At 44.0% G+C, this 25,210-nt stretch carries 21 protein-coding genes; 8 read left to right on the forward strand and 13 right to left on the reverse strand.

Features of this window, described 5'->3' with window-relative positions; genetic code table 11:
* Positions 1-222: 222 nt before the first annotated feature.
* Complete coding sequence (locus AB4249_RS07805) at positions 223-831, forward strand: riboflavin synthase subunit alpha (RefSeq protein ID WP_372102741.1); 609 nt, start codon at positions 223-225, stop codon at positions 829-831.
* Positions 832-939: 108 nt separating this feature from the next.
* Here AB4249_RS07805 and AB4249_RS07810 read toward each other — a convergent pair whose 3' ends face one another.
* The gene (locus AB4249_RS07810; protein WP_017059600.1) at positions 940-1,143 is read right to left on the reverse strand and encodes a CPXCG motif-containing cysteine-rich protein; all 204 of its coding nucleotides are present in this window, start codon (positions 1,141-1,143) and stop codon (positions 940-942) included.
* 63 nt (positions 1,144-1,206) lie between these two features.
* Complete coding sequence (locus tag AB4249_RS07815; RefSeq protein ID WP_017059601.1) at positions 1,207-2,073, reverse strand: fructosamine kinase family protein; 867 nt, start codon at positions 2,071-2,073, stop codon at positions 1,207-1,209.
* Between the two features lie 585 nt (positions 2,074-2,658).
* Between AB4249_RS07815 and AB4249_RS07820 the strand changes: the two genes are divergently transcribed.
* Positions 2,659-3,003, forward strand: coding sequence for a DUF3802 family protein (locus tag AB4249_RS07820; RefSeq protein WP_010440912.1), 345 nt, complete (start codon positions 2,659-2,661; stop codon positions 3,001-3,003).
* A 107-nt stretch (positions 3,004-3,110) separates the two neighbouring features.
* On the opposite strand, the gene AB4249_RS07825 is transcribed toward AB4249_RS07820, so the two are convergent.
* Positions 3,111-3,596 (reverse strand): C40 family peptidase, encoded by a 486-nt coding sequence (locus AB4249_RS07825; RefSeq protein WP_017059602.1) that lies wholly within the window; start codon positions 3,594-3,596, stop codon positions 3,111-3,113.
* 104 nt (positions 3,597-3,700) lie between these two features.
* Between AB4249_RS07825 and AB4249_RS07830 the strand changes: the two genes are divergently transcribed.
* On the forward strand, positions 3,701-5,746 hold the full coding sequence (locus AB4249_RS07830) for a methyl-accepting chemotaxis protein (RefSeq protein ID WP_372102743.1): 2,046 nt from the start codon (positions 3,701-3,703) through the stop codon (positions 5,744-5,746).
* Between the two features lie 206 nt (positions 5,747-5,952).
* Here AB4249_RS07830 and AB4249_RS07835 read toward each other — a convergent pair whose 3' ends face one another.
* A complete protein-coding gene (locus AB4249_RS07835; RefSeq protein WP_372102745.1) occupies positions 5,953-6,756 on the reverse strand; it encodes a sterol desaturase family protein in 804 nt (267 codons plus the stop codon).
* 68 nt (positions 6,757-6,824) lie between these two features.
* Between AB4249_RS07835 and AB4249_RS07840 the strand changes: the two genes are divergently transcribed.
* A complete protein-coding gene (locus tag AB4249_RS07840) occupies positions 6,825-7,571 on the forward strand; it encodes a tRNA-uridine aminocarboxypropyltransferase (RefSeq protein ID WP_017080483.1) in 747 nt (248 codons plus the stop codon).
* A 163-nt stretch (positions 7,572-7,734) separates the two neighbouring features.
* A complete protein-coding gene (gene nagK / locus AB4249_RS07845; protein WP_372102747.1) occupies positions 7,735-8,643 on the forward strand; it encodes an N-acetylglucosamine kinase in 909 nt (302 codons plus the stop codon).
* A gap of 179 nt (positions 8,644-8,822) precedes the next feature.
* On the opposite strand, the gene AB4249_RS07850 is transcribed toward nagK, so the two are convergent.
* The 6 genes from AB4249_RS07850 to AB4249_RS07875 form a co-directional block, all read right to left on the reverse strand.
* The gene (locus tag AB4249_RS07850; RefSeq protein ID WP_017063882.1) at positions 8,823-9,089 is read right to left on the reverse strand and encodes a DUF2960 family protein; all 267 of its coding nucleotides are present in this window, start codon (positions 9,087-9,089) and stop codon (positions 8,823-8,825) included.
* Positions 9,090-9,369: 280 nt separating this feature from the next.
* Positions 9,370-11,187 carry a bifunctional molybdopterin-guanine dinucleotide biosynthesis adaptor protein MobB/molybdopterin molybdotransferase MoeA gene (locus tag AB4249_RS07855; RefSeq protein WP_372102749.1) on the reverse strand — a complete coding sequence of 606 codons (1,818 nt, stop codon included), beginning with the start codon at positions 11,185-11,187 and terminating at the stop codon, positions 9,370-9,372.
* Positions 11,187-11,771: a molybdenum cofactor guanylyltransferase MobA gene (mobA, locus tag AB4249_RS07860; protein ID WP_004733776.1), complete on the reverse strand. Its 585-nt coding sequence runs from the start codon at positions 11,769-11,771 to the stop codon at positions 11,187-11,189. The genes AB4249_RS07855 and mobA overlap by 1 nt, the downstream gene beginning before the upstream one ends.
* On the reverse strand, positions 11,749-12,468 hold the full coding sequence (locus AB4249_RS07865; protein WP_372102751.1) for an energy-coupling factor ABC transporter ATP-binding protein: 720 nt from the start codon (positions 12,466-12,468) through the stop codon (positions 11,749-11,751). The genes mobA and AB4249_RS07865 overlap by 23 nt, the downstream gene beginning before the upstream one ends.
* Before the next feature lie 10 nt (positions 12,469-12,478).
* On the reverse strand, positions 12,479-13,177 hold the full coding sequence (locus tag AB4249_RS07870; RefSeq protein WP_017067174.1) for an ABC transporter permease: 699 nt from the start codon (positions 13,175-13,177) through the stop codon (positions 12,479-12,481).
* A 303-nt stretch (positions 13,178-13,480) separates the two neighbouring features.
* Positions 13,481-14,287 (reverse strand): substrate-binding domain-containing protein, encoded by an 807-nt coding sequence (locus tag AB4249_RS07875; RefSeq protein ID WP_017059611.1) that lies wholly within the window; start codon positions 14,285-14,287, stop codon positions 13,481-13,483.
* Between the two features lie 302 nt (positions 14,288-14,589).
* On the opposite strand from AB4249_RS07875, the gene AB4249_RS07880 reads away from it, so the two are divergent.
* Both AB4249_RS07880 and AB4249_RS07885 read left to right on the forward strand, forming a co-directional pair.
* A complete protein-coding gene (locus AB4249_RS07880) occupies positions 14,590-16,053 on the forward strand; it encodes a sigma-54-dependent transcriptional regulator (protein ID WP_372102753.1) in 1,464 nt (487 codons plus the stop codon).
* Positions 16,043-18,070 carry a cache domain-containing protein gene (locus tag AB4249_RS07885; protein WP_102333335.1) on the forward strand — a complete coding sequence of 676 codons (2,028 nt, stop codon included), beginning with the start codon at positions 16,043-16,045 and terminating at the stop codon, positions 18,068-18,070. The genes AB4249_RS07880 and AB4249_RS07885 overlap by 11 nt, the downstream gene beginning before the upstream one ends.
* 365 nt (positions 18,071-18,435) lie before the next feature.
* Here AB4249_RS07885 and AB4249_RS07890 read toward each other — a convergent pair whose 3' ends face one another.
* Together AB4249_RS07890 and AB4249_RS07895 are read right to left on the reverse strand one after the other, a co-directional pair.
* A complete protein-coding gene (locus AB4249_RS07890; RefSeq protein ID WP_017063876.1) occupies positions 18,436-19,323 on the reverse strand; it encodes a mechanosensitive ion channel family protein in 888 nt (295 codons plus the stop codon).
* Between the two features lies 1 nt (position 19,324).
* Positions 19,325-21,670, reverse strand: a complete 2,346-nt coding sequence (locus AB4249_RS07895; RefSeq protein WP_372102755.1) for an ATP-binding protein — start codon at positions 21,668-21,670, stop codon at positions 19,325-19,327.
* Positions 21,671-22,132: 462 nt separating this feature from the next.
* Between AB4249_RS07895 and AB4249_RS07900 the strand changes: the two genes are divergently transcribed.
* Positions 22,133-23,716 carry an ABC-F family ATPase gene (locus AB4249_RS07900; RefSeq protein WP_009846736.1) on the forward strand — a complete coding sequence of 528 codons (1,584 nt, stop codon included), beginning with the start codon at positions 22,133-22,135 and terminating at the stop codon, positions 23,714-23,716.
* Between the two features lie 222 nt (positions 23,717-23,938).
* Here AB4249_RS07900 and AB4249_RS07905 read toward each other — a convergent pair whose 3' ends face one another.
* Positions 23,939-24,760: a formate dehydrogenase accessory sulfurtransferase FdhD gene (locus tag AB4249_RS07905; protein ID WP_372102757.1), complete on the reverse strand. Its 822-nt coding sequence runs from the start codon at positions 24,758-24,760 to the stop codon at positions 23,939-23,941.
* Between the last annotated feature and the right edge of the window lie 450 nt (positions 24,761-25,210).

The raw sequence follows: 25,210 nt of genomic DNA on the forward strand, positions 1-25,210 counted from the left end.
GAAGCCGATAACGTAGTAAAAATGACCAGCAAACGCTGCCCGAAGGGTTCGAGCTGGGCGCCCCCGCAAAAAGCGTTTTACTCTTTGTTGAGGGAGATTTGCTTAGGATGCTAGGCTACTTCCCCCTCGCCGCGATTAAAACGTTTTTGACTAGGCGTCCCCATCCGAACAAAATTTAACCGCGAAAGGTCAACACGCCCTAGAATACTAAATAGGAATCTTATGTTTACAGGTATCGTTCAAGGCATGGCAACACTGGTTGCTATCAACAAAAAAGAGTCGTTTCAAACTCATGCCATTGAGCTAAGCGATGAAATGGTTGAAGGATTAGCCATTGGTGCTTCAGTAGCTCATAACGGTTGTTGCTTAACGGTAACGGAAATTTCAGGTAACCAGATTGCTTTTGATTTAATGCAAGCGACATTGCGATTGACGAACTTAGGCCAACTGAATGTTGGTGACAAAGTGAATGTTGAGCGTGCAGCAAAGTTTGGTGACGAAATTGGCGGGCATAGCATGTCTGGCCACATTACTCTGATGGCTAACCTAGTCGATGTGATTAAAACAGAAAACAACCGTACACTTTGGTTCGAACTACCAGAAGAATCGATGAAGTACGTATTGAGTAAGGGTTACATTGGTGTTGATGGTTGTTCATTGACGATTGGTGAAGTGGAAGAGAACCGTTTCTCTGTTCACCTGATCCCAGAAACTCTGAATCGTACTCTGTTTGGCGGCCGTGAAGTAGGCGACCAAGTAAACATTGAGTTTGATCCTCAAACACAAGCGATTGTTGATACTGTCGAGCGTGTATTAGCGAACCAGAAATAGCCACTAAGCGCATTTAATCGGTGGCAATAAAATCACACCGATGACCAAATTAAAAAAGAGCACGTGAGGTGCTCTTTTTTGATCATGGTTTAAACGAGAAACTGATTGTCAGAATACTTGTTCATCATCGGCATCAATCGAAAGGTTGATTCTGTCTCTTACTTCGTCAACCTGCATATCCAAATGAATGGCATTGCAACACGCTGGACAATCATCATAGAAGTCTTGGCTACCATTAGATGCATCAAGCGTGATGTTAATACCGTGCCCACAATGCGGACAGGAGACATGTTTCTCTGTGTATTTATGCATGGCAAATTCTCCTCACTGTAACTGATACCAATCGTATTCGGTTATAAACAGCTGTAATTGGTATTAAACGGCCTGTATCTTCTGAATGCATGCTTCAGTGTGTGCTAAATATTCGCCGCCAAATTGATTGCAGTGGTTAAGAAGATGGTACAAGTTGTAAATGTCTTTCCGATCAGTATAGCCAACGTCGAGTGGATTGACGCTCTGGTAACCTTCATAAAACTCTTTAGGGAAACCTTCAAACAATTCCGTTAATGCCAAATCGCATTCATGGTCCCCCCAGTAACAAGCCGGGTCGTAACAGATTGGCCCAAAGGCTGAATTTGCTACATTGCCATTCCAAAGATCCCCATGAAGCAAAGAAGGGCGAGGGTTGTGGCCAGCAAGACGCATATTCACCACATCAACGATGTCATCGATATCACCAAACTCGATGCCTTTCTCTTTGAGCAGTTGCAGTTGGAAACCAATGCGTTGCTCAGAGAAAAAGCGACCCCATTTCTTATGCCAAGGGTTGGGTTGAAGTGTGCTGCCGATATAGTTGTCTTGGTCGCAACCAAACTCTTTTTGCTCGCCCCATTGATGAAGCCGCGCAAGCTGAACGCCGAAATCGAAGCTATTGTTGCCCGTCTCGAGCGGTTTGGTCGGCAAGTAATTCAGAATAATGAACGAGCACTCTTTGGTTTTGCCAATAAGCACCAACTCAGGAACGTAAACAGTGGAGGTTTCTCTTAACAAGCGTAAGTTCTCAGCTTCAATTTCAAACTTAGGTAAAAATTCTCGCTGATTCACTTTCACAAAGTAACGCTCATTACCATCGCTGATCATATAGCAATCGTTAATGTCGCCACCAGAAACCTTGGTACGTTCAGTAATCTGAAAGTTAAATAGAAGAGTATCTGAAAGTTGTTGAGAAATGGCCTGCCACATAGGAAATCCTCAAAGACTGAAAGTTAAAAAGATTGAAGGTTAGAAATACTGTTTGTTTAATAGCAATAGTTTAGGATAAATCTGAACAATTTATAGACGCACTCGTCAATGTTCTTAGCTCTTCTTCATCTTACGTAGAATCAATTGGCCGAATTGTGAACTCGAACTGATTCAAGCTCTTTGAAATACAAACATAAATTGAAAACCTGACGTGATGAAATAGTTTGGAACTGGTCTCACAATTGAAACGGTTTTGAACGCCACAAACTGGAAAAGAGGTTTGAGCTTGTTATTGTCTAGCGACTAAATCAAATGAGCTTTTAGAGTAAGTTGAAAGGGCTATTGTTAACTGGCGCAATACTTTGCTTCAAAGTTTGTCTTACACTTCTTTAGCGTGAATTTACTTATGTCGTAAGTAGGCAGGTATACCACATAAAGCTATATCGATTTAATTTTAAGCTGAAATACTAACTAGGATCATTTAAATGTGGTTTTGGGCAATAAAGTGATGACAAATAGCTTCATTTACATAGTATTAGGCAAGTACGTATTAATCTGCTCTAGAGCTTAAAACGGAGAATTATTGTGGTTGTAGAAACCGATGGCTATTTGGCTTTAATCGAGCACCTATCATTCAACCTTGATGTGTTTACCAATAGTAATGGTGATACTGGAAACGAAAGTGTCGAAGACATTGTTACCGACATGATTTCAACAAACATCATGGCTATTTTCGAGCAAAACCCAGAGTTGCATTCGAGCGTTCGTTTTCAACTTTTGAAAGAAGCAGATGCCGTAGTAGCGGATCTTGGTGAAGTATTAGCGGGTGTGTGGGCTAAGAAAGCGACTAACGAACAAATTGTATTCCTCGATGAGTACATCGCGTTAGTGAAGAACCTGTTTGATACTGCTGTTGCTAAATACGATTAACGGTTTGTTTGCTCATTTATCGTCGTAATTAATCAGCATAATAACAACGGGCGTTTAAGTCGTATCTTTCTAGAGTTACCTCGCTCAGCGGTTTATCTTTCGAACCGCTATAAACGCCTAAAGTGCCAAAACTTGGATGCCCAGTAAGGGTTATCTAACCTAGAAATAATGACACCTTTCGATGTCGAGGCATGTAGAAATTGGTTGTTTCCTAAATAAACGCCTACATGTCGCACCGTCATCGAAGTCTTGAAAAACACCAAGTCACCGCTTGTTGCCTGCCCATACGCAATTTCTTTTCCCTTTTTACTCTGGTCTTTTGTGGTTCTTGGTAGAGCTTGTTGAGTCGCATTTTGCACGGCGATTTGAACAAAAGCAGAGCAATCTATACCTCGAAATGAGGTCCCACCGAAATGGTATGGCACGCCTTTCCACTGTTCATACACGCTCATATAAGCGTTTGTAGTCAATTGTTCTGACTTTGATAGGGGTTTCTGTGCGGTTTGACTAAGCTGAGAAGGCGAAGGTGACGAGCTACAAGCAGCCAATGTTGCTAAAGTTATTGTAACTACAGCCATTTTTCTGATTTTCATATGTAACTCTTCTGACAAAAAACTGAAATAAAAACGTCATCAAGGACTTCTAGTATACGACCTAACTTAAGGATATCTCTTTTCGTAGTCAAACTGGATTTCACATGCCCGACACAAATTTATCAATAAAACCCTCACGTTATACATTCTCGCTCATTCAAACCGTCACTGCTGTATTTATTTCCATTCTTTTACTTGTTACTTTTTTATCAATGGTTAGCATTCGGGGCGTTGAACGGGTCGGGGGACATTTTGATGCACTCTCGGAACAAGCATTACCCCTTGCTCTACATAACGCCGAATTAACGCAAAGCGTATTAGAACAAGTAAAACTTCTCACTTACAGCACCCAATCAACCGACTTAGATACACTGAATGCCACAAGGGGCTCAATTGACCAACTCGCTACAGAGAGCAATACCACGCTAGAGGAACTCCTTTTTATCTCCCAATCTTTTCCTGATGCAATCTCTTTAGAGCAACAACAAAACCTTGTCGATGACATGGCGCAACTGCAAACCATGACCAACACGGTACTGCTGGCACAGATCGAAATTCAAAGTAAGCAAAATCTGATCGACAGTAAAATGGGCGAGTTCCGTTATGGCGTTGGATCTATCGGACCAGAAATGAATCGAATCAGCTCATTCTTGGTTGAAGACAACCCAGAAGCGAGCGATGCAGCGAACCGATTCACATCCAGTGCGTCTGCTATGGCGAACACCTTCTTGATGTTGATGATGCAACCTGACATTGATAAAGCACAAGACGAATACCGTCAATTGAGAAACCGAATCGCAGGCCTTAACTTGGCTTACAGCGATTTTGCCGATTGGCATCCAGACATCGTTGAGTTCGCGAGCTTGACGGCGCCTTACGAGATGGTGAAAGAAGGCTTTACCGAAGAAGGCGTGATCAAACAGATCCTCTTGAAACTCGAACTGGTTCAGCAGCAAGAGCAAAACTTAACGCAAGTCATTAACTTAGCGAACACCGTCATTAGCACATTGAATCAGCTGTCTTCCACCGCTTCCCACCTGATTGATGAAAGTGAACTGGTTGTAAATCAAACCATTACCAATATTGATCGTGTGTTGTTTATCAGCGGGCTAGTGATTGCCGTAATCATTGTGATTTCATGGTTCGTGTTACGCCGTTGGATGAATAAAGGGCTTAAAAACATAACTCAACAGTTGAGTTCACTGGCAGATCATGACTTCTCTAAACAGAGTGAATTACTGGGGCCGCTAGAGCTGCAAGTTATTACTTCAAAACTCAATACGGTCGTTGATTCAACCGCAGATTCGGTTCGTTTAGTAACGCGCAACTGTGAGACGCTTTATCAAACGGCAGAAGTAAGCCACGACGCTGCAGAGCAAACCAATTCGAGCTTGAACGAGCAGAACGAATCACTTCAGAATATGATCACCACCATTACGGAGCTGGAAGCATCGATTGGTGAGATTGCTCGTATCTCTAACGCATCGAACGACGATGCTCAAATAGCAGAAGATGAGTCAGTGAATGGCAGCCAAGTGGTTGGCCTTAACCAACAACGATTACAAGCGCTTGAGCACTCTCTTAGCATGAGTGAAGAGTCGATGGCTGACTTGGATGGTCGAGTGAAACAGATTCGTGAAATGGTCGACATGATCAGTGGTATCGCTGAAAACACCAACTTATTGGCACTGAACGCTGCGATAGAAGCGGCGCGAGCAGGTGAACAAGGTCGAGGTTTTGCGGTAGTTGCAGACGAAGTGCGTAAATTGGCGAGCGGCACATCCCAGCAAACCACCAATATTCGTAGCATGATGAACGAACTAGTAGCGGCAGCAGATCGCTCACGTGCTTCTGTAACGGAATCGAGAAGTGAGATGGCCAATGCACTGGAAACCAGTGGCGATGTAAGACAAGCCTTCGAGAAAATCGAATTTGCGGTTAGCCAGATCAAAGGGCGTGTTGAGCAAATCATGGTGGCTACCGAAGAACAAGCTCGTGCAACTGTCGATGTTACCCATTCAATCACTCGAGTATCTGAGCAGGGCGAGAATACTAAGCTGCAACTTGAATCTATGATCGAGAGTTCAGAGCAAGTCGGAGAGATAGCAGGGCACCAACAAGCCATGCTTCATAAGTACGTGCTGAAATAGACGAGCGTGATAGTTAAGCTAGTGTGCGAAAGAGTTTAAGCACTAGCAGTACTTAATCATTAACTACGCTTATAACGACTATCGATACAGAAGCGCCCTTAAGTTCTCACAAGAATCTAAGGGCGTTTTGTTTTCGGATTAAGATAACTTTGGTATTAAGCTAAGGTTGGTCTCAATATAAGCTTGAGACTCAACTGAATTCGAACTTAATCTTTCGTTGTCGGGAATCGTGCAAATGGCTGACGTAACATTAAATCTAGCCGTTGCTCTTTACCATCTTGAATCTCGGGAACACCAATATGCACCTTGTCATGACCAAGCTTGGGTTGGGCGCGGTAAGTCTTAAACCAGATGTCCCACACAGATAAAAAGAAGCCAAAGTTTGAGTGCGTTTCCTTAACAATGACCGAGTGATGAACGCGGTGCATGTCTGGTGTCACAATCACTTTTCTCAATCGTTTATCGAACCATAGCGGAAAACGTGCATTGCTATGGTTAAACATCGCGCTCGCATTAAGAACAATTTCAAAGATCACGACAGCAATGACAGGCACACCAAGTGCGATCACCAAACTCACCTTGATGAGCATTGAAAGAATCATCTCAATAGGGTGAAAGCGCGTTCCGGTTGTGACATCGATATCTAGATCCGCATGGTGAACTCGATGTAGCTTCCACAACCAAGGAACACGGTGAAACACCAAGTGCTGTAGGTAAATGGCGCAATCTAACAGTAATACACAGATCAGAATGGTCAATTCTTTCGGAAGTGAAAGGGTATTGAACAGACCCCATTGGTTTTCTTGTGCGATAACCGCCGCTTGAAATGCTGCGATAGGAATTATAGTGGCCAATAGAAAGCTGTTCAAAGCGACTAACGCAAAGTTGTTTCCCCAGCGAAACCATTTGCTTTGAGTCAGTGCTTTACGTGGAAAACGGTATTCCCAAAGCGCACACAATCCAAAAACGACAATAAAACAAACAAGGCGAAGCAGTGATGGGTCTTGCATGGGAATTCCTTCTATCATTCTAAGGACACTGTAAGTACAATCGTGCCACTTTTCTAGAGTTATCGTTATTGTCCATGAGAATCCACGCTTTTCACCGTTTATATCAACATCGTTTGTCCATTGCTACCAAACCGTTTAATGCGCGCGGGTGTAAAGTCGTGCGATGTGAATTCTGTAAAATCAAACAAGACAGCTGTATCTGTGAACATCAACCTAACGTTGATACGAACGTCGCGACTATGTTGATCTTGTCAGACAACGAAATCTTAAAGCCAAGTAACACTGGTCGTTTGATTGTTGATACGGTTAAAGACAGTTACGCCTACCTTTGGCATCGTACTGAGCCAAATCAAGAGATGTTGGATGTCCTCAAAGATGACAAATACCAACCTGTGATCGTATTCCCTGAAGACTATACCGACGACAAAACGCGCGTAGTTCAAGATCTGCCACAAATGCGTGACCCAAACAAAACACTATTGCTGATTTTCATTGATGGCAGTTGGCGCGAAGCACGACGTATCTTCCGTCGCTCAGAGTATCTGCAAGATTTACCGGTGTTGTCGATTGAGCCGGAATCGGTTTCTCAATACATGATGCGTAAGTCAGACAACGAACAACATCTATCAACGGCCGAAGTAGCGAGCTTAGTTTTGAAACAAGCCGGTGAAGAACAGGGCGCTAAGACTTTACAGCTATGGTTTGAAGCATTTCGTGAAAGCTACATGTTGAGTAAGACACGTTATAAATCGGATCCAACCAAACCAAGCCTGAATGCTTTCATAGAGCATACTAAAAGTGAGACGTCACTCTAACCTTTAACCGCTTTGTGCTGACTTGTTGTTCAAACAGATTCGAACACGAGATAAGTTTGTTATCTATCACGGTTTGTAGGGGGAGTGTTATGGATAATGCGTCCTAGATGTTTAATTTGAAAAATTTATTTGCCCGAATTTAGGGAAAAATTGGAGAGATTTCATGTATTACGGCTTCGATGTTGGCGGCACAAAAATTGAATTTGGTGCGTTCAATGAAAAACTTGAGCGAGTAGCAACAGAACGCGTACCAACGCCTACTGAAGATTATCAACTGCTACTTGATACGATTGCCGGTTTGGTGAAGAAGTACGACAGTGAATTTTCTTGCGAAGGTAAAATTGGTCTTGGTCTTCCTGGTATGGAAGATGCTGACGACGGCACAATGCTGGTTGTTAACGTGCCAGCTTCAACGGGGAAACCACTACGTAAAGACCTAGAATCACTTATTGGTCGTAGTGTGAAAATTGAAAATGATGCGAATTGCTTTGCGCTTTCAGAAGCGTGGGATGACGAGCTTAAAGACGAACCATCAGTAGCAGGCCTAATTCTAGGTACTGGTTTTGGTGGCGGGTTAGTTTACGAAGGCAAAGTGTTCTCTGGTCGTAACCACGTTGCTGGTGAACTGGGCCATATGCGTCTTCCTATTGATGCTTGGTTCCACCTTGGCGACAACGCACCGTTACTCGGTTGTGGTTGTGGCAAGAAAGGTTGTCTAGACAGCTACCTATCAGGTCGTGGCTTTGAATTGATTTACGAGCACTACTTCGGCGAGATGAAGAAAGCAATCGAGATCATTCAAGCGTACAACGAAGGTGAAGCAAAAGCGGCTGAGCACGTTGATCGTTTCATGGAGCTATTGGCTATCTGTTTCGCGAACCTGTTTACCGGTCTTGATCCACACGTAGTTGCATTGGGTGGCGGTCTTTCAAACTTCGAACTTATCTACGAAGAGATGCCAAAGCGTATCCCTAAATACCTACTGTCTGTAGCGAAATGTCCAAAGATCATCAAAGCGAAGCATGGTGATTCAGGCGGCGTTCGTGGTGCTGCATTCCTTAACATTAAGTAATCGTGACTTAAGTTAAGCTAGTTAAGGTTAGATAGTTAAAAAGTACAAATAAAAATGCCGCAATCTCGAAAGAGGTTGCGGCATTTTTTATTGTTCGGTGCTTTCGTTTCTTTAGCTGTTAGCTGTTAACTACAAACGAAAAGCTAGAAACGACATATCAAGAAAAGATCCAAGAGGGCTTACTTCTTCTTTTTACCAACACCAAGATTGTCTTTTTGCTTCAACGTAAGCTTAGTAAAGCCAAGCTTGCGGAAGTAGTTGTCTTGGTAGTTGCGAACCGCTTTAGTATCAGAAATCAACTCAAGCTGTTGCTCAGTTTTTAGATACTCAGAGATATCGATGCCTTCAGCTGCAGCAACAGCTTCTTGGATCGTGCGGTGTTCTTGTTTTGAAAACAGTAACTCTTTGTCTTCGTCTTTGTAAGTGTACAGAATGGTACGAGCCATGGTGCTCTCCAATAGAATTATTACTTTGCGCGCACTCTACATAAAAAGCGTACGTGGCTCAAGGTTATGATAAGAAATCTTAAGATTATCGTTCTAACGTTTAGCGTAATTTAAGCTATTTGTCTTTTAGGCAACGAACAGGTTGTCTTTCACGAAACGAAAAGAACAAAAAGCCCCTTAACATTGAAAAATCTATATAGGGGCTTCGTTTATGTTTTGGCGAAGATCTTCCAAATCATTTAAAAAGCAGCTAAGTCAATTTAGGTGTTTGAGCTTTGAATCAAACACGCCCTTGCAATGGAATGATCGTTACCGTTTCACCAACTTTCACGGTATCAACCGCTGGTGAGATTTCGATTAAACAGTTTGCTTCGCTCATTGAACGCAGGATACCTGAACCTTGCTTACCCGTCGTTTTCACTTCAAGCACACCCGATTCATTCATCGAGAACACACCACGGCTGAACTCGGTACGACCTTGGCGTGAACGCAACCGTTCGGTCGCTACCGCGTTCGCTTTTACTGGTGTCCAGTTCGTTTGACCTTGAAGCTTGCGGATCGCAGGCTCAACAAAGTTAATGAACGACACCATCACAGCAACAGGGTTACCCGGTAAACCAAAGAACGGCTTGTTCTCAATCTTACCGTAAGCCAATGGGCGACCTGGACGCATGTTGATACGCCAGAAGTTGATTTCACCCAGTTTATCTAACGCAAGCTTGATGTAATCCGCATCACCAACAGACACACCACCAGAAGTCAAAACCATATCGGTTTCAAGCGACGCAGAATGCAGCACATCCATCATCTTCTGCTCATCATCTTCAATGATGCCGTAATCGACGATGTCACAGCCGAGCTTTTGAAGCATGCCGATAATAGTAAAACGATTTGAGTCATAGATAGAGTTTGGTTTTTGCTCGTGACCCGGCGCTTGAACTTCATCACCCGTAGAGAACACACCCACTTTCACTTTACGCAGAACAGGGCAGGTACCAAAACCTAACGACGCCATCATGCCCATTTCTGGCGCTTCAATGCGTGTGCCACGTGTAAAGACAGGTTGGCCGATTTCTAAATCTTCACCTGCGATACGGACATTTTGTCCAACCGAGATTTTAGCATCAGGGAAGCTAACTTTATCGCCATCTTGGACGGCTTGTTCACGCATCACGACAACATCAACGCCTTCTGGCATTGGTGCGCCGGTCATGATTTTAACGGCTTCACCTTGTTGCACGATTTGCTCGTAGCTGTGACCCGCCATGACTTCAGCAACGATGTTGTAACTGTCCAATTCTAGATCTTCACTACGAATTGCATAACCGTCCATTGCAGAGTTGGTATTCTGAGGAACGTTGATTGGCGAAATCACATCTTCAGCCAGCACGCGGCCGTAGCCTTGCAGTAATTCAACACTCTCTGTGAGATCGAGTGCGTCAATGCTATCAACAATCTTTTGTTGGCCTTGAGTAACGGTTAAACCTGCAGGAGAGAACGAATCACAACAAACAGCTGGCGCTGCGTCTTTTGAAGGTGAGCATGACACGGCTCTGCCTGTTGTAGAGACAAGGTCAAAGGACTGCGCGTAATCGATGATGAAATCACGAATCGCTTCTAAGTCGCTGATCGCCATTTGTGGCAGCTCTGATTCAACTTGGCTGTCTGCCGCGATAGCAATAATGTTGTTATCGTTTGGATATAACCAAGGTTTGCCCACTTCATCTCGGTGCAGTTCAATTTTAGGGAAGGCGATGTTCTTACAGCCTTCAACCAAAATCAGATCAAGCGTGTTGGTATCAAATCGAGTCAGCAGGTAATAAAAATCTGCTTCGGCTTCTGGTGTTTCTGTCATCATCACGTGACGATTACGAGAAGCAATCAACATTTGGTTCGCGCCCGCTTTACGTAAGCGGTAACTGTCTTTACCCGGCTTATCGACATCAAAATCGTGGTGAGCATGTTTTAACACGCCAACTTTTAAACCCGCATCAGTCAACAGAGGAAGCAGGGCTTCAAGTACGGTCGTTTTGCCTGTACCGCTATAAGCAGCAAAGCCCAATAAAGGAAGGTTAGGGCGTTGTTTAGAATCTTTCATTATTGAAGCGTTCCGAATTGGGTGAGTTCTTCTGGCGTGTTGAGATTAACAAAGCAGTTAGGAGAATCGCTGAAATCAACGTATTCGGTAACACACTCTTTGTATAGTAAGATGATTTTACGGTCACCACGTTCCAAAAACGCTTCTAATTTTGGTAGAACACGTTTGTGGAATAGGGTGAATACAGGTTGCTTAAATTCGCCATCATGCGCGACAAGAATGTCGCTGTCTTCTTTAACTGCAGAACAAAAACGCTCAACAAGGTCGTCACTGATTTGTGGGCTGTCGCAAGGGACAAAGCCGACCCAGTCTGTACTCGCGTTTTTAAGGCCAGCATGAATGCCGCCCAATGGACCTGGATAGTCAGGGAAGGAATCGGAAACAACCGGAGCAAATGCTTGGTAACTGTCTAAGTTACGGTTGGCATTGATAGTGATGCTGACATCTTGCTGTGACAGCTTGTTTATAACGTATTGAATAAGCGGAGAACCGTTGAGCTCAACAAGTCCTTTATCTTTTCCGCCCATGCGGCTGGCCTGTCCGCCAGCCAAAATAACCCAACTAGTTTGCGTTGGAAGCAGCATAAATATTCTCTTGTGCTTTATCTTTCTGAATAACTTGCAGAAGCGGGGATTCGGTCAAAGTATTGTCTTTGATCCACCACTGCTTCTTACATAAATCGGTTAACGCGTTAGTTTGGTGACTGGTGATGACTAAACTCGCGCCTCTCTGAAGAAGATCTTCGGCCATAATCACCAATCTTTCAATAGATTCTTTGTCTAAAGAAGCACTTGGTTCATCCATAAGCAAGATTGAAGGCTTAAGAATCCAAGCTCGAGCCATTGCTACGCGTTGACGCTCACCGCCAGACAACACAGAAATGTGTTCATCTGCCAAGGTTTCTAAACCTACCATTCTCAATGCATTAATTATTTGAGCTCGCTTATCTTTTTGGCTCTCTTTGTTAAAGCGAATGCCATAAGCGACATTTTGGTACACCGAACCATCAAAAAGATAGGGGGTTTGATGCAGGTAGATAATGTCTTTGAACTTGAGCCTAGGGAATAAGATCTGCTGCCAGCTTTGTGTCGGAGACTGAATGCGGCCAGAGCTGGGCTGAATCAATCCAGACAATATTTTAAGTAGGGTCGTTTTACCCATACCATTATCTCCTTTGAGATAAATGGCATCGTTGGGGCCGATCGACAATTCGGGAATATGGAACAAAACACGCTCTTTGTAGCGCATTGAAATTTGCTGCGTTGTTATTTTTATACTCATGACAGCGTTCCTAAGTTCTTAAATAGCCTTTTCCTCTCACACTGGAAAGGAAAAAGTTAAGGGCTAATGCCAATGCTAATAACACCATACCGAGGGCGACGCCTTGAGCAAATGCGCCTTTGTGGCTTTCCATGGCAATAGCTGTTGGGATGTTTCTTGTCATCCCCATAATGTTGCCACCTACCATCATTGAACAACCTACCTCTGTCACGATACGAGAGAAGGCAGCAATGGTTGCAGCCAACAGAGGAAAACGCGTTTCCCAAATCAAGGTACACGCCACGCGTGTTGTTGATACGCCAAGTGTGCGCGCTGTTTCTACCGCACGGCGGTCACTGGCCTGCAGAGCGCCATGCATCATCGCAACTAGGATAGGGAAACAGATCACCATTTGACCTAGAATCATCGCCTTTTGGGTGAACAGCAATTGCCAATCACCTAACGGGCCAGAGCGAGAAAGCATCATGTACATCAACAAACCGATAACCACAGTAGGGATCGCTTGCAGGGTGTTGATCACTGAAAGCAGAGCCCATTTCCCGGGGAACTCGGTATAAGCCAATAAGAAAGCCATAAGGATTGCAGGAACAATCACCAATGAGATGGCGGACAAAGATACGCTGAAGGATACCGCGACGATTTTCCACAATTCGTGGTCAAAGCTCACAAGTAGATTCATTGCATCAATCGTTGTTTGCCATAGGGTCATGAAGTATCTCGTGTAAATCGATAATAGGTTTTATCGGTAATGACTGATGTTAATCATAGCTGACCCAAACTATTTGAGTGTGTATTGGTCAGCGATTGCTCTTAAGCATGATTGTGTTTCTAAGCATGAACGCTATTAAAGCGAGACAGCTTTATAGCGACCTGCTGTTAAACAAGATAGTTATTAAAGCGATATTGCTTAGGTGCTTCGTTAACTGTTTAGTTAAGCGTAGCGCTAATTGATTCGGGTTGAACCCTTAGCGCTACTTTTACTTACAGAAAACGACGGTTCACTTACAACAAACTATTCTGCGCTTGCAACAAACAGTTGTTTGCCATGCAGTTTAAAGTCGTTAATCAGTTTCTGACCTTTAGGGTTAACCAACCAATCACTGAATACTTTCGCTGCTTGGTAGTTAATGCTTGGGTAGCGCTCAGGGTTAACCAGAATCACTTGGTAAGGGTTGAAGAGGTTCTTGTCACCTTGGAAAAGGATTTTTAGATCCAGTTTATTTTGGTAAGCCAACCAAGTACCACGGTCTGTCATGGTGTAGCCTTGCATCTCTGACGCCATGTTCAGAGTAGGGCCCATACCTTGACCAACACTGCGGTAACCACCAAAGTTTGGTTCAATTTTAGTTTGCGCCCAAATGCCCATCTCTTTCTTATGAGTACCAGAGTCGTCGCCACGAGACACAAACGTCACGTTATTAGTCGCGATCGCTTTGAACACATCTGCCACTGCTTTTTGAGATTCAATTTTTGCAGGGTCACTTTGAGGGCCCACAATCACAAAGTCGTTGTACATCAGCTTACGAGGTAAAACGCCGTAGCCTTTTTCTACGAAATTCGCTTCAGCTTTTGGTGCGTGAGTCATTACCAAATCAACATCACCATTTTCGCCCATGCGAAGTGATTTACCGGTACCCGCAGCTAGAACATCAACCTTGATACCAGAATCTTTTTCGAACTCAGGCAATAAGTAGTCCAATAGACCAGAGTGATAAGTACTTGTGGTTGTCGCCAACTTAATATGAGTGGTGTCTTCCGCGCTGCTAGCCGTGTAACTGACGATAGATAGAGCTGCAATAGTTAGGGGAATTGCTTTCATTATTATTATGTCCATTCTGTTATAAATGAATGACATGCCTTCAGTTTTAAAGGGCTCAAAGAGGGCATGTGCATAAGACGCTAATTGTTGTAATTAGAAATCTACACCTTATAAGCAATCTTAATGCCAATAAATAATGCATCAGATTTCATTAAATTGCTGTTATTTCGGACAAAATTGCGTCATTTACCCCGTTAAAATGAATCAAAACATGAGCGAGGACAAAATGTCGCACATTGTCCCTGTTGGAGAAAAGGTTAATTGGTACACTCTGTCCCAACTTTTCTCACCGGCTAATCATTATGTCTTTACCTAGTTCATCTGCATCCAATCTCAACCCGAACACATTGACTCAGTATCAGGCCTTTTCCGTTTTGGTCGTCGATGATGAATGGGGTATGCAGGCTATCTTAAAGAAAGCACTAGGTAAGTTCTTTGGCAAGGTGTCGAGCGCAGGATCGGTTGAAGAGGCTGAAACGCTGCGTTCGAGCGAACATTTTGATCTGATTGTCCTTGATATCAACCTACCAGGCCGCTCTGGCATTGAGTGGGAAGAGGCGTTTAACGACAACGACAAACGCGCCGATGTGATTTTCATGACGGGTTATGCCGATCTAGAGATGACCATATCCGCGCTTAAGCTTGGTGCTTCAGATTTTATTCTTAAGCCGTTCAACCTCGAACAGATGATACAAGCGGTTCTGCGTTGTATGGATAAGCGACTCGACCAAAGAATGCAGTACGCGTTGAAGCGTGATGTGAGTCGTCATATCAAGACTGAACTGATTGGCAATTCAGACAAGACCAAACAACTTAAATTGCTGATCAGTCAATTTGCACCGTCTCGAGCGTCCGTCTTGATAGAAGGTGAGTCGGGTACCGGCAAAGAGCTGGTTGCTCGTGGTGTACATGAAGCCAGTAAACGCACAGGTCCATTTGTGCCAATCAACTGTGGTGCGATTGCTCCAGAGCTTCTAGAAAGTGAACTGTTTGGACATACATCAGGCGCATTTACTGGTGCGAAGAAAAACCGTGAAGGTCTTTTCCGAGTCGCAAGTGGTGGCACCTTGTTCCTTGATGAAATTGGTGAAATGCCACTGCCAATGCAAGCTGCATTGCTACGCGTGTTAGAGCAAAGAACCATTCGTCCAGTCGGTAACGAAAAGGAAATTTCCGTTGACGTACGAGTGGTGGCGGCGACCAACCGAAATCTTCAAGAAGAGGTCGATAAAGGGCACTTCCGCCGCGATCTGTTCTACCGACTCAATGTACTTAAGATTGATGTGGTGCCATTGAGAGAGCGCCCGTCAGACCTGATTGAACTTGTTCCATACTTTACTCGTCTTTTATCGAGCGAGCTTGGCATGCCAGTTCCAAATTGGGCACATGAAGATATCTTGGCGTTGAACGAATACGAATGGCCGGGAAATATTCGTGAACTTAAAAACTTAGTCGAACGATGCATTCTTTTAGACAAGCCACCAGCACACTATTGGCGCGAGATTAATGGTGATCCTGTTCCCGCTAGCATTTCAGTGACGGTGTCACATGGTGCGGAAATGCCAAACTTGAATAATGCAGACGCTGCCGAGGGTTATCCAAACACTTGGACACTCAAAGAAGTAGAAAAATCTCATATAGAACAGCTGGTTAGTTTTCATGATGGCAATAAATCGGCAGCTGCAAGAGATCTTGGCGTCGCACGTAAAACGCTAGAGCGTAAGTACAAAGATTGGAACACAGAAGGCTCTGAATATGCCGATTAGACGTCGTTGGTGGTCAAAGTGGGCGTTCCGATTCAAAACCATGGTTCGCTACCGATTATTATTCCTAACATCAGCTCCGATCATTCTGACCTTGTGCGCGCTTGTGGCTATCACACTGTATTGGTCAATACGTTACACGTGGCAGGGCGCTCTGATTGATGTTGATGAACGCTTGGATGTTGCCGATAACAGTATTCACCTGATCCAAAATCAGCAAGCATACAACGTTCGTGCGTTCGCCGAGTCTTATAACTTTCGAACCAAACTCGCGAGTGATCTTTCACACGAAGAGCTAACTCGCTGGGTGTCTGAGAACAAATCTCGCTATGAGCTCGATTTTCTGCGCTGGCGCAGTGTCGAGAGCATGGAAAAGAAACTCGAATATCTAAACTTAACTCACAAGCCTTCATTTTTCAGTGTCTTAAGCCGTAATGAACTCAATTATCTCGATCGTGACCTCGCTAAAAAAGCGGAAGTTCCGATGCTCAACGGGCAAGAGGTCGAGACTCGCGGATTGGTAAGCCGAACCGTTGTATCCATCAAAGATGAACATGATCATGTGATTGGTTTTCTGGATGGTGGGATCTTACTGAATAACAGTACTCAACTTGTTGACCAAATCAGTAACCTTATCTATCCACAACGAGAAGGTTTTAATCGTCATATAGGAACGGTCACGGTTTTCCTTGATGATCTTCGTGTTAGCACCAACGTGCCTTTGAGCAGTGAAGACAGTGTAGGGCGCGCCATTGGTACACGTGTTTCTCACGAGGTTCACTCGAAAGTCTTAAATGAAGGTAAAGAGTGGCTAGATCGAGCGTATGTTTACGATGCTTGGTACATCACAGCTTACCAACCAATCCATGACCAGTTTAATAATGTGATTGGTATGCTTTACACCGGTTATTTGATTTGGCCGCTGATAGAAACGTACTTAACCAACCTTGGCGAAATTAGCATTACCATTGTGTTGCTTCTGTTGGCATCCGGTTTGATCGTTCACCGTGGCGCACGTGATCTTTTCAACCCAATCGAACGCATTCATAAGGTCGTCAAGCTAGTCCAGATGGGGCAAGACAAGCGAATTGGTACGCTAGGTTTGGATGATCAACACGAACTGACACTGCTCGCTAAACAGTTCGACAAGATGTTGGATCTACTGCACGAGCGCAATCAAGAGATTCAACAAGCGGCGTCTGAACTAGAGTGCAAAGTGCATTCTCGTACCGCGAGTTTGAAAGAGAAAACTGAAGAACTTGAACTGCACATCAAGCTTCTCAATCAAGCCAGAGATAAGCTGGTGGTCAATGAAAAACTGGCCGCGTTAGGTGAATTAACGGCAGGTATTGCTCATGAGATCAATAACCCAACCGCCGTGATTCTTGGCAACGTTGAACTGATGAAGTTTGAACTGGGCGATGAAGTGAGCCGTGTAGATGAGGAAGTCCACGCGATCATGGAGCAGATTGACCGAATTCGAAATATCACACGAAGCCTGCTTCAATACAGCCGTCACGGCGGCGTACAAGACGAAATTACGTGGCAACATATCAACCCAATAGTGGATGAAAGTATTACGCTCGTAAAAACAGGTGCGAAGAAGAAAGGCATTGTGTACGTATCGCAGCTGAACGCTAAAACCTCAGTCGAGGTCAATCGAAACCAATTGCTACAGATTCTGGTTAACCTACAAATGAACGCGATTCATGCAATGGACGGTCAGGGCACGTTAACCATTTCGAGTGAAGACTGGGTTGAAAATGGTGTGTCTCATGGCGCTATCGTTCATGTTCAAGATGAAGGCTGCGGTATTAAGGAAGAACAACTGAAACGTATCTTCTCACCTTTCTATACCACCAAACGAGATGGCACGGGCTTAGGGTTGTCAGTATCTCAGAGTATCTTGAGCCAAACTGGCGGCGAGATCCGAGTTGAATCTGAGGTAGGTAAGGGAAGTTGCTTTAGTATCTATCTTCAACAGAAAGCGACACCTCAATTGCTTGTATCAAACCTATAAGTTCTAAGAACTCATTCACTGATATTATCATCTGATAATATTTCTAACGCGCTTGGGCTATTACACGAACGTTTTAGCCCAAGCACGAAAATTCCGCACTACTAATCTATCGCAAACCAAATCTCAACTCGCTGCAAATGAGGTACTCCAAGCCTCACAATCGCTCGCAGAAGACAGTCAGAAAATGGCGAACACCACAGAGCACCTTACTGAGCAATTGAAATACTTTAAGGTTTAGCCTAAATACAACTGAGCTGAAGATAAAAAGCCCATAAAAAACACCTCCGCACTTGAGATAAGTTCGGAGGTGTTTTTATTTATGGTTAGTCATTTGCTATAAGAAACTAACGTCAAAAGCATCAAGCCTAATGCGCTGCCACTGAAATCTTCGGTGGGTTGATGTTGTGCTTCTTAAACTCTTTCATCACACGCAGGGTAATGTCGGTTTCAAACAGCTTCTCATACGCAGTATCCACAACATAAGCCTTACAGGTTAGCTGTATCGCTAGGTAGTTATCGGTAATCGTCTGTTTAACCAAAACCGTGACAGGCTTCGGTAAGTGGATGTAACGACTCGAAGACGCAGCTTCTTGAATTAAGTCACGGGCTAGGGTGATGTCTTCATCCATACCGACGTAAAACGGAATCACCACCTGCATGTCCAACGCACCGTAGTTACCACTGGTGGTCACTTCATTTAAGAACTTGTTGTTAGGAATGGTAATGATGTCATCGTTCAGCGTTCTCATTCGCACTGAACGCAAACCGATGGTAATGATATCTCCGTAGTTGCCTTCGAACGTGACGCGGTCACCAACTTGAAAGGGTCTATCAATCATTACCGTGATGCCCGCGATGAATGAAGCTGCCAAATCTTTAAGCGCAAAGCCGACTGACACGGCGAGTGTACCACCAATCAAAGCCAGTATTTGGTCGTTGATTCTAAAGCTCATCATGAACACGATAAGACCGGTGCTCACATAGATGAAGAACTGAGTAAACGACTGCAGTTTTTGTAGTAGCATTCGATATTGCACGAACTGACTACCAAAGCTGGTCACTAACGAGTTGATGAACTTAAGCAATAACCACATCGCAGCAATAACGATCATGGAGAAGAACACGCCGCTCCATCGCACAAGGCTCGCTATTTTAGATATGTTTTCTACGTTAGCTAACTCTTCCGTCGCAAAGGTCGGGAAACTGACAGCACTTGCCAAGCCAACAAATAGTAGGATAAATAACTTCTTCATTTTACTTCACCAGTAGATGTTGACGGTCGAGAACGTTCGTAATATGGCGGAACCAGTGCTCAGAAATCCGAGCCTTTTCTTCATGCCAACCAATATAACCACGGCTTTCAAAGTAACGCAGAATCCCCGTTATCTCTGCCGTGCTCAGCTGTGTACATTCAGACAATACTTCCGGAGAAGCGATTTCCAGTTGTACGATAGAACGAAGTACAGCCAGCATAGGTTTCGGCATATTTTCCAGCTCCTGGGCTTCAGGAACATGGAACAGACGCACCACGGCTTGATCTGTCTCTTTGTTTCGGTTCAAAGAGAGTCGGAAGAAACGCAGCGCAACGGTAGGGTTGCCATCAGAATAGTGCCACAAAATTCGATAGAAACCTTGGCGTGCACGTTCTTCTTCACTCATATCATCTTGGTCCCATTGCTTAGGGACTACTAAACCATCAAAAGACAACGGCTTCTCAAGCTCCGTATTGATACGGCTATTTAGAAGTTCACCCACTTGTTTCTCTGTCCAACGCGGAAGGAAACACACCAAGTCAAACAGCAAACGTTCGCCACGCGCTCTATCCACAAATCGCCAGCTTGATTTGGCGATCGATATCACGACACGGTGGTTCTTTTTAGAACGACGCAGAAGGTTGGTCAAACGAATCAAATCAGACAGGCCACCGACCATTGGTTGCACCAGTCGTTGTGCGTTATCAATCGCGATAAGGTAAGTGGTATTGCTCTTACGAAGATGCGCTAATATTTGAATTTCAGTCGCTTCTTCGTCCAAGCCAATGCTCACGGCTAAATGCGCTAAAAGCTCTTGGTAACCCGCATAAGGGCAACTCACGTATACAGGCTCAGCGTTAGAGACTTTGTGCAGTAAGGTATATAGCAGCGTTGTCGCGCCGACACCACGTTCGCCAGACACAATACAGATAGCCGGGCTGTCTGACATTAAGTAGCGTGATAACTGCTTAATTTCATCTCCCGCGTAATCTATCAACGTACTGTCGATATTACCCGGAAGAATGTATTCATAGGTTTGATCGCCTTTGATTCGAACCAAGTTTTGCTGATTCTTATCAAGGTCAGACTGTTTAGCAACTTCAATTCTAAATAGATAAGCTAAGGCCTGGCTAAACAAAGTGTAATTGGATAGCAGGGCCATAATTCGATGTTGAAAGTTGTAAACACTCAACCACACGATGCCAATGGCCGTCGCCAATATATTAAGTAAGAAGGTATCCTTGCGGTTTACTGCCCAATTCACCCAAACCGGGCGATCAGAGATGTGTTGCAACGTATTGAAGACCTTCGCTCTCCATAGTCTGAGAACTGAGATCGTGACCAGCACAAACCAGAAAAACAGAGCGCTGTAAATCCAGCTGTAAATCGTACCTTTGCCTAGCGTAATACTTGATATCTGGAGAATCACACCCGCAACGATGAAGCTCCACACGTAACGACGAATAGTCGATAGGCGTAGTACTATCACTTCTTGATTTGATGTACGACCTAAACGGTAGGCAAATTCCAAAATAAAGCTGATGGCAATCGAACCACCTAGAATCCACCAAGTGAAGATCTCCAGGAAAATCAAATGTTGAAGACTAGGGATACTAGAAAGCACTCTCAATGACAATGTGATGGCAATTAGCCAAGCAATCGCACGATCAGCGCGGCTGATATACCAAATCACGCGAACCAGAAAAGGAGGGTTCGTTTTCGCTTCAAGAAAGTTAATTCGAAACAGTTCAATCAAGCGGGTGCTGTTGGCAAGCCACCACACTAAACCGAAGTAGATGAATAACACTTTTAGTGAGGCACCAATCACTGGCACTGGCGAAATAAAGATGTCTTTAACGAGCGCTTTAAAGCTACGAATTTGGAAGTAAACAAGATACTCAATGTTGAGCTTGGTTAATTCCCACTCTTGCTTAAATTGAGTTACGCCGTAGGGGCCAAAACCCGTTAGGCGCTCTTTATTAGCGGAATTCGTCTGCTCTAACAGGTGTTGCTTGCTCACATTCAAGCTATTCAAAGTGACGTAACTGGTTTGAACGGCAAACCATTGATCGGCGTCGTTGTTCGCTCTGTAGGCTTTTATCTGTTGCTCGAAGGTTTTGATTTCCTGCTTTTGAACTTGTAGCACTTCAGCGAGCAATATATTGACTTGGCGTCTGTCCGACGGTTCCATAAAGAGGGGGTCGGGTAACGAATCAATTCGATCATCGAGATCAACAGCAGAATCGGATACCTGCGGCTGAGATTGTAAGTCATATTCCAAGTTGGCATGACTAGGCCAAGAGAGAATGGCCAAAGTGAGGATTAAGAAGCGCGATAGTGAACGCATAAAAGTCTCTTAGAATTATGAGGTTAGGATTACTATAGTTAGATAATCTGACTTTGTGAAATCCAACCCCGTGTCGGGGGCGAGTAATTTATTCCTGTTTCGAGAGATTTTGTCATGAAATTGTCAGGGATTAGGCTAGTATTTGAGCATCTTTATTATGTCTTCTGTTGCGTTGATCGGGTTGGCTTTTACTGTGACCAATCAGCATACGATATATTCAATGGTTGGCATGATTTGGGACGTTATATACCGCCCATTATGGTGCGCTGTTCGATATTTTGTTTTTCCTTAAAATCGACGGTTTTACGGCGATAAATAGAAAGCCAAAAATGTGAGTCAGTTCAAACTATGATTTGGCTAGGTTATCACTCACTTAATGGCCAGTAATTGCAATCAATACTTGCAGTTAAAGCCCTGAACAAGTAACGTTGCGGCGTTTTTCACATTAAAAAGGTAATGGCATTGATCTCCACAGCAAATATCACCCAACAATTCGGCGCTAAGCCACTTTTCGAAAATATTTCAGTTAAGTTCGGCGAAGGCAACCGCTACGGTTTAATCGGCGCGAATGGCTGTGGTAAATCGACGTTCATGAAGATCCTATCTGGTGAACTTGAGCCAAGTGCTGGTAACGTAAGCTACGATCCAAACGAGCGCGTTGCTAAGCTAAACCAAGACCAGTTTGCTTACGAAGAATTCACGGTAATCGACACGGTTATCATGGGTCACAAAGAGCTTTGGGCTATTAAGCAAGAGCGTGACCGCATTTACTCTTTGCCAGAAATGAGCGAAGAAGACGGCATGAAAGTGGCTGACCTTGAAGTTCAGTTCGCTGAAATGGACGGTTACATGGCAGAAGCTAAAGCTGGTGAGCTTCTTCTAGCGGTAGGTATTGAAGAATCAATGCACTTCGGTCTGATGAGCGAAGTAGCACCGGGTTGGAAACTTCGTGTTCTATTGTCTCAAGTACTGTTTGCAGACCCGCATATCATGCTTCTTGACGAACCAACGAACAACCTGGACATGGACACCATCAAGTGGTTGGAAGACACGCTAAACCAACGTAACTGCACAATGATCATCATTTCGCACGACCGTCACTTCCTAAACTCTGTTTGTACACACATGGCTGACCTTGATTACGGCGAACTTCGTCTATTCCCAGGTAACTACGATGAGTACATGACGGCTGCGACTCAAGCTCGTGAGCGTCTACTGTCTGACAACGCTAAGAAGAAAGCACAAATTGCTGAACTTCAAACGTTCGTATCTCGTTTCTCTGCTAACGCATCTAAAGCGAAGCAAGCAACGTCACGTGCTAAGCAGATCGATAAGATCCAACTAGACGAAGTTAAAGCGTCTAGCCGTCAAAACCCATTCATCCGTTTCGAACAGTCTAAAGAGCTATTCCGTAACGCACTTGTGGTTGAAAACCTATCTCAAGGTTTTGAAGAAGACCTATACAACAAGTTCGACGGTATTTTCGAAGTAGGTGAGCGTGTTGCTATCATCGGTGAGAACGGTGTGGGTAAAACAACACTACTTAACACACTAGCTGGCGCTCTTGAGCCTCGCACAGGTGAGTACAAGTGGTCTGAAAACTCAAACATCGGTTACTACGCTCAAGATCACGCACACGATTTCGAGACAGACATGAACTTGTTTGATTGGATGAGCCAATGGCGCCAAGAAGGCGAAGACGAGCAAGTTGTTCGTGGCTTCCTAGGTCGTATGCTATTTGGTCAAGACGACATTAAGAAATCTGTAAAGGTTATCTCTGGTGGTGAGCAAGGTCGTATGCTTCTTGGTAAGATCATGATGCATAAACCAAACATCCTGCTAATGGATGAGCCAACAAACCACATGGATATGGAATCTATCGAAGCGCTTAACTTGGCTCTTGAGAACTACAAGGGCACATTGTTCTTCGTATCTCACGACCGTGTATTCGTAGACTCGCTTGCAACTCGTATCCTTGAAATCAAAGATGGCAAGATCAACGATTTCCGCGGTACTTACGCTGAGTTCTTGAAAGCACGCGGCTAAGCTTTTAGTTAGCCTTAGTTTTCAACTCTATGCGTTGGAAATTAAGCTATAAATTGAAAATTAAAAACGCCGTCATACTAAAAAGCATGACGGCGTTTTTGTATCTAGCTAAGTTTCTATGTATTTATCCTTGATGGGTCACTAACTATTTACATCAGAACTTTACAATTAGAAGCGGTTAGTGAATCACCAATCAAACCTACGCTTTTTTCCGACTGCTGATTATTCACCTTTCACATCAAAGTCAATCTTGTCTGCACCCGTGAACACTTGGAAGCGTAAACCTTTAGCGCGAGCAATCGTAGTGATGCCGAACTTCTGCGCTAAATCTAAGCCCATTTGTGTAACGCCAGAGCGTGACAGTAGAACAGGGATTCCCATCTGCGCAACCTTAATCACCATCTCAGACGTTAAACGGCCTGTGGTGTAGAAGATCTTATCTTCACCTGTCTCTTTGTTAAGCCACATCTCACCAGCCAATGTATCAACGGCATTGTGTCGGCCAACATCTTCAACAAACGATAGAACCTTGTCGTCTTTGCAAACCGCACAACCGTGCACAGCACCTGCTTTCTTGTAGGTATCGTTGTAATGAGTCAACGCTTCAAGCGCTGTGTAGATTTCAGATTGCTTAATCTTGTTTTGAGGCACTTGGTAATATTCCAACTGCTTCATCACGTTGCCATACATAGTGCCTTGACCGCAGCCAGAGGTTACTGTCTTCTTCTTAAGCGCTTGCTCAAGTTGGCTTGTATCTTCTTTGGTGATAACCGCAGCAGAGCTGGTTTCCCAATCGATGATAATAGATTCAACCGCTTCCGGATCGGAAAGGAAGCTTTGGTTTTTCAAATAGCCTAATACTAATGACTCAGGACGAGAGCCCAATGTCATTAGAGTTACGATCTCTTTCCAGTTCAACATCACGGTAAGAGGGCGCTCACACGCGATCTGTTTCGTTAGCTTTTCGCCATATTCATCAAACACTTCAACTTCGATTGTCTGAAGAGGGTTCTCACTGGTTTTTATTATGTTTGGTTTTACCACAGTCATTTCCTACTTAATGAGATAGCGATTTTATGAGATAAGAAGTCAACAAGAGCAATAAGGCTCTCATTCATTAATGCGCTAGTTTGTTGATTCGCTATGGCCTAGATTTCGATTATCGTTCTCGAACATGCCATAGATCTGTGAATACATAGCTCTGTGAAGAACATTAGCGAATTAGCTAAAGCAAATCTTATTCCAAAATAACGGGGATTGATGGAAACATGAAGCATTAGATTAAAATAGCGCAAAATATGAGAGTTCACCGGGTGGAGTTGTCTGAAATAACCAGTATCGACTAACGTTATAGTGACAACTTGATAACGAACGCTATAGATACGCTCTCGCAGTTAATCCGTATTGGCGTGTTTATTGCTTTATGGGGTGTATATGAATGCACACAGTACAAAATGTCCTAAGTGCATTCAGACCAAAGAAAATCAATTGGGT

This window comes from Vibrio sp. 10N.261.55.F4 (assembly GCF_041470465.1).
In the GTDB taxonomy this organism is placed as follows: Bacteria; Pseudomonadota; Gammaproteobacteria; order Enterobacterales; family Vibrionaceae; genus Vibrio; species Vibrio crassostreae_C.

Bases quoted from the DNA above. Each gene is read 5' to 3' on its own strand.
- AB4249_RS07885 (WP_102333335.1), top strand. From the start codon at position 16,043: ATGCCGATTAGACGTCGTTGGTGGTCAAAGTGGGCGTTCCGATTCAAA.
- AB4249_RS07890 (WP_017063876.1), bottom strand. From the start codon at position 19,323: ATGAAGAAGTTATTTATCCTACTATTTGTTGGCTTGGCAAGTGCTGTC.
- AB4249_RS07805 (WP_372102741.1), top strand. From the start codon at position 223: ATGTTTACAGGTATCGTTCAAGGCATGGCAACACTGGTTGCTATCAAC.
- AB4249_RS07895 (WP_372102755.1), bottom strand. From the start codon at position 21,670: ATGCGTTCACTATCGCGCTTCTTAATCCTCACTTTGGCCATTCTCTCT.
- mobA (WP_004733776.1), bottom strand. From the start codon at position 11,771: ATGCTGCTTCCAACGCAAACTAGTTGGGTTATTTTGGCTGGCGGACAG.
- AB4249_RS07825 (WP_017059602.1), bottom strand. From the start codon at position 3,596: ATGAAAATCAGAAAAATGGCTGTAGTTACAATAACTTTAGCAACATTG.
- AB4249_RS07850 (WP_017063882.1), bottom strand. From the start codon at position 9,089: ATGGCTCGTACCATTCTGTACACTTACAAAGACGAAGACAAAGAGTTA.
- AB4249_RS07875 (WP_017059611.1), bottom strand. From the start codon at position 14,287: ATGAAAGCAATTCCCCTAACTATTGCAGCTCTATCTATCGTCAGTTAC.
- AB4249_RS07815 (WP_017059601.1), bottom strand. From the start codon at position 2,073: ATGTGGCAGGCCATTTCTCAACAACTTTCAGATACTCTTCTATTTAAC.
- nagK (WP_372102747.1), top strand. From the start codon at position 7,735: ATGTATTACGGCTTCGATGTTGGCGGCACAAAAATTGAATTTGGTGCG.
- AB4249_RS07855 (WP_372102749.1), bottom strand. From the start codon at position 11,187: ATGAAAGATTCTAAACAACGCCCTAACCTTCCTTTATTGGGCTTTGCT.
- AB4249_RS07810 (WP_017059600.1), bottom strand. From the start codon at position 1,143: ATGCATAAATACACAGAGAAACATGTCTCCTGTCCGCATTGTGGGCAC.
- AB4249_RS07870 (WP_017067174.1), bottom strand. From the start codon at position 13,177: ATGACCCTATGGCAAACAACGATTGATGCAATGAATCTACTTGTGAGC.
- AB4249_RS07830 (WP_372102743.1), top strand. From the start codon at position 3,701: ATGCCCGACACAAATTTATCAATAAAACCCTCACGTTATACATTCTCG.
- AB4249_RS07880 (WP_372102753.1), top strand. From the start codon at position 14,590: ATGTCTTTACCTAGTTCATCTGCATCCAATCTCAACCCGAACACATTG.
- AB4249_RS07835 (WP_372102745.1), bottom strand. From the start codon at position 6,756: ATGCAAGACCCATCACTGCTTCGCCTTGTTTGTTTTATTGTCGTTTTT.
- AB4249_RS07865 (WP_372102751.1), bottom strand. From the start codon at position 12,468: ATGAGTATAAAAATAACAACGCAGCAAATTTCAATGCGCTACAAAGAG.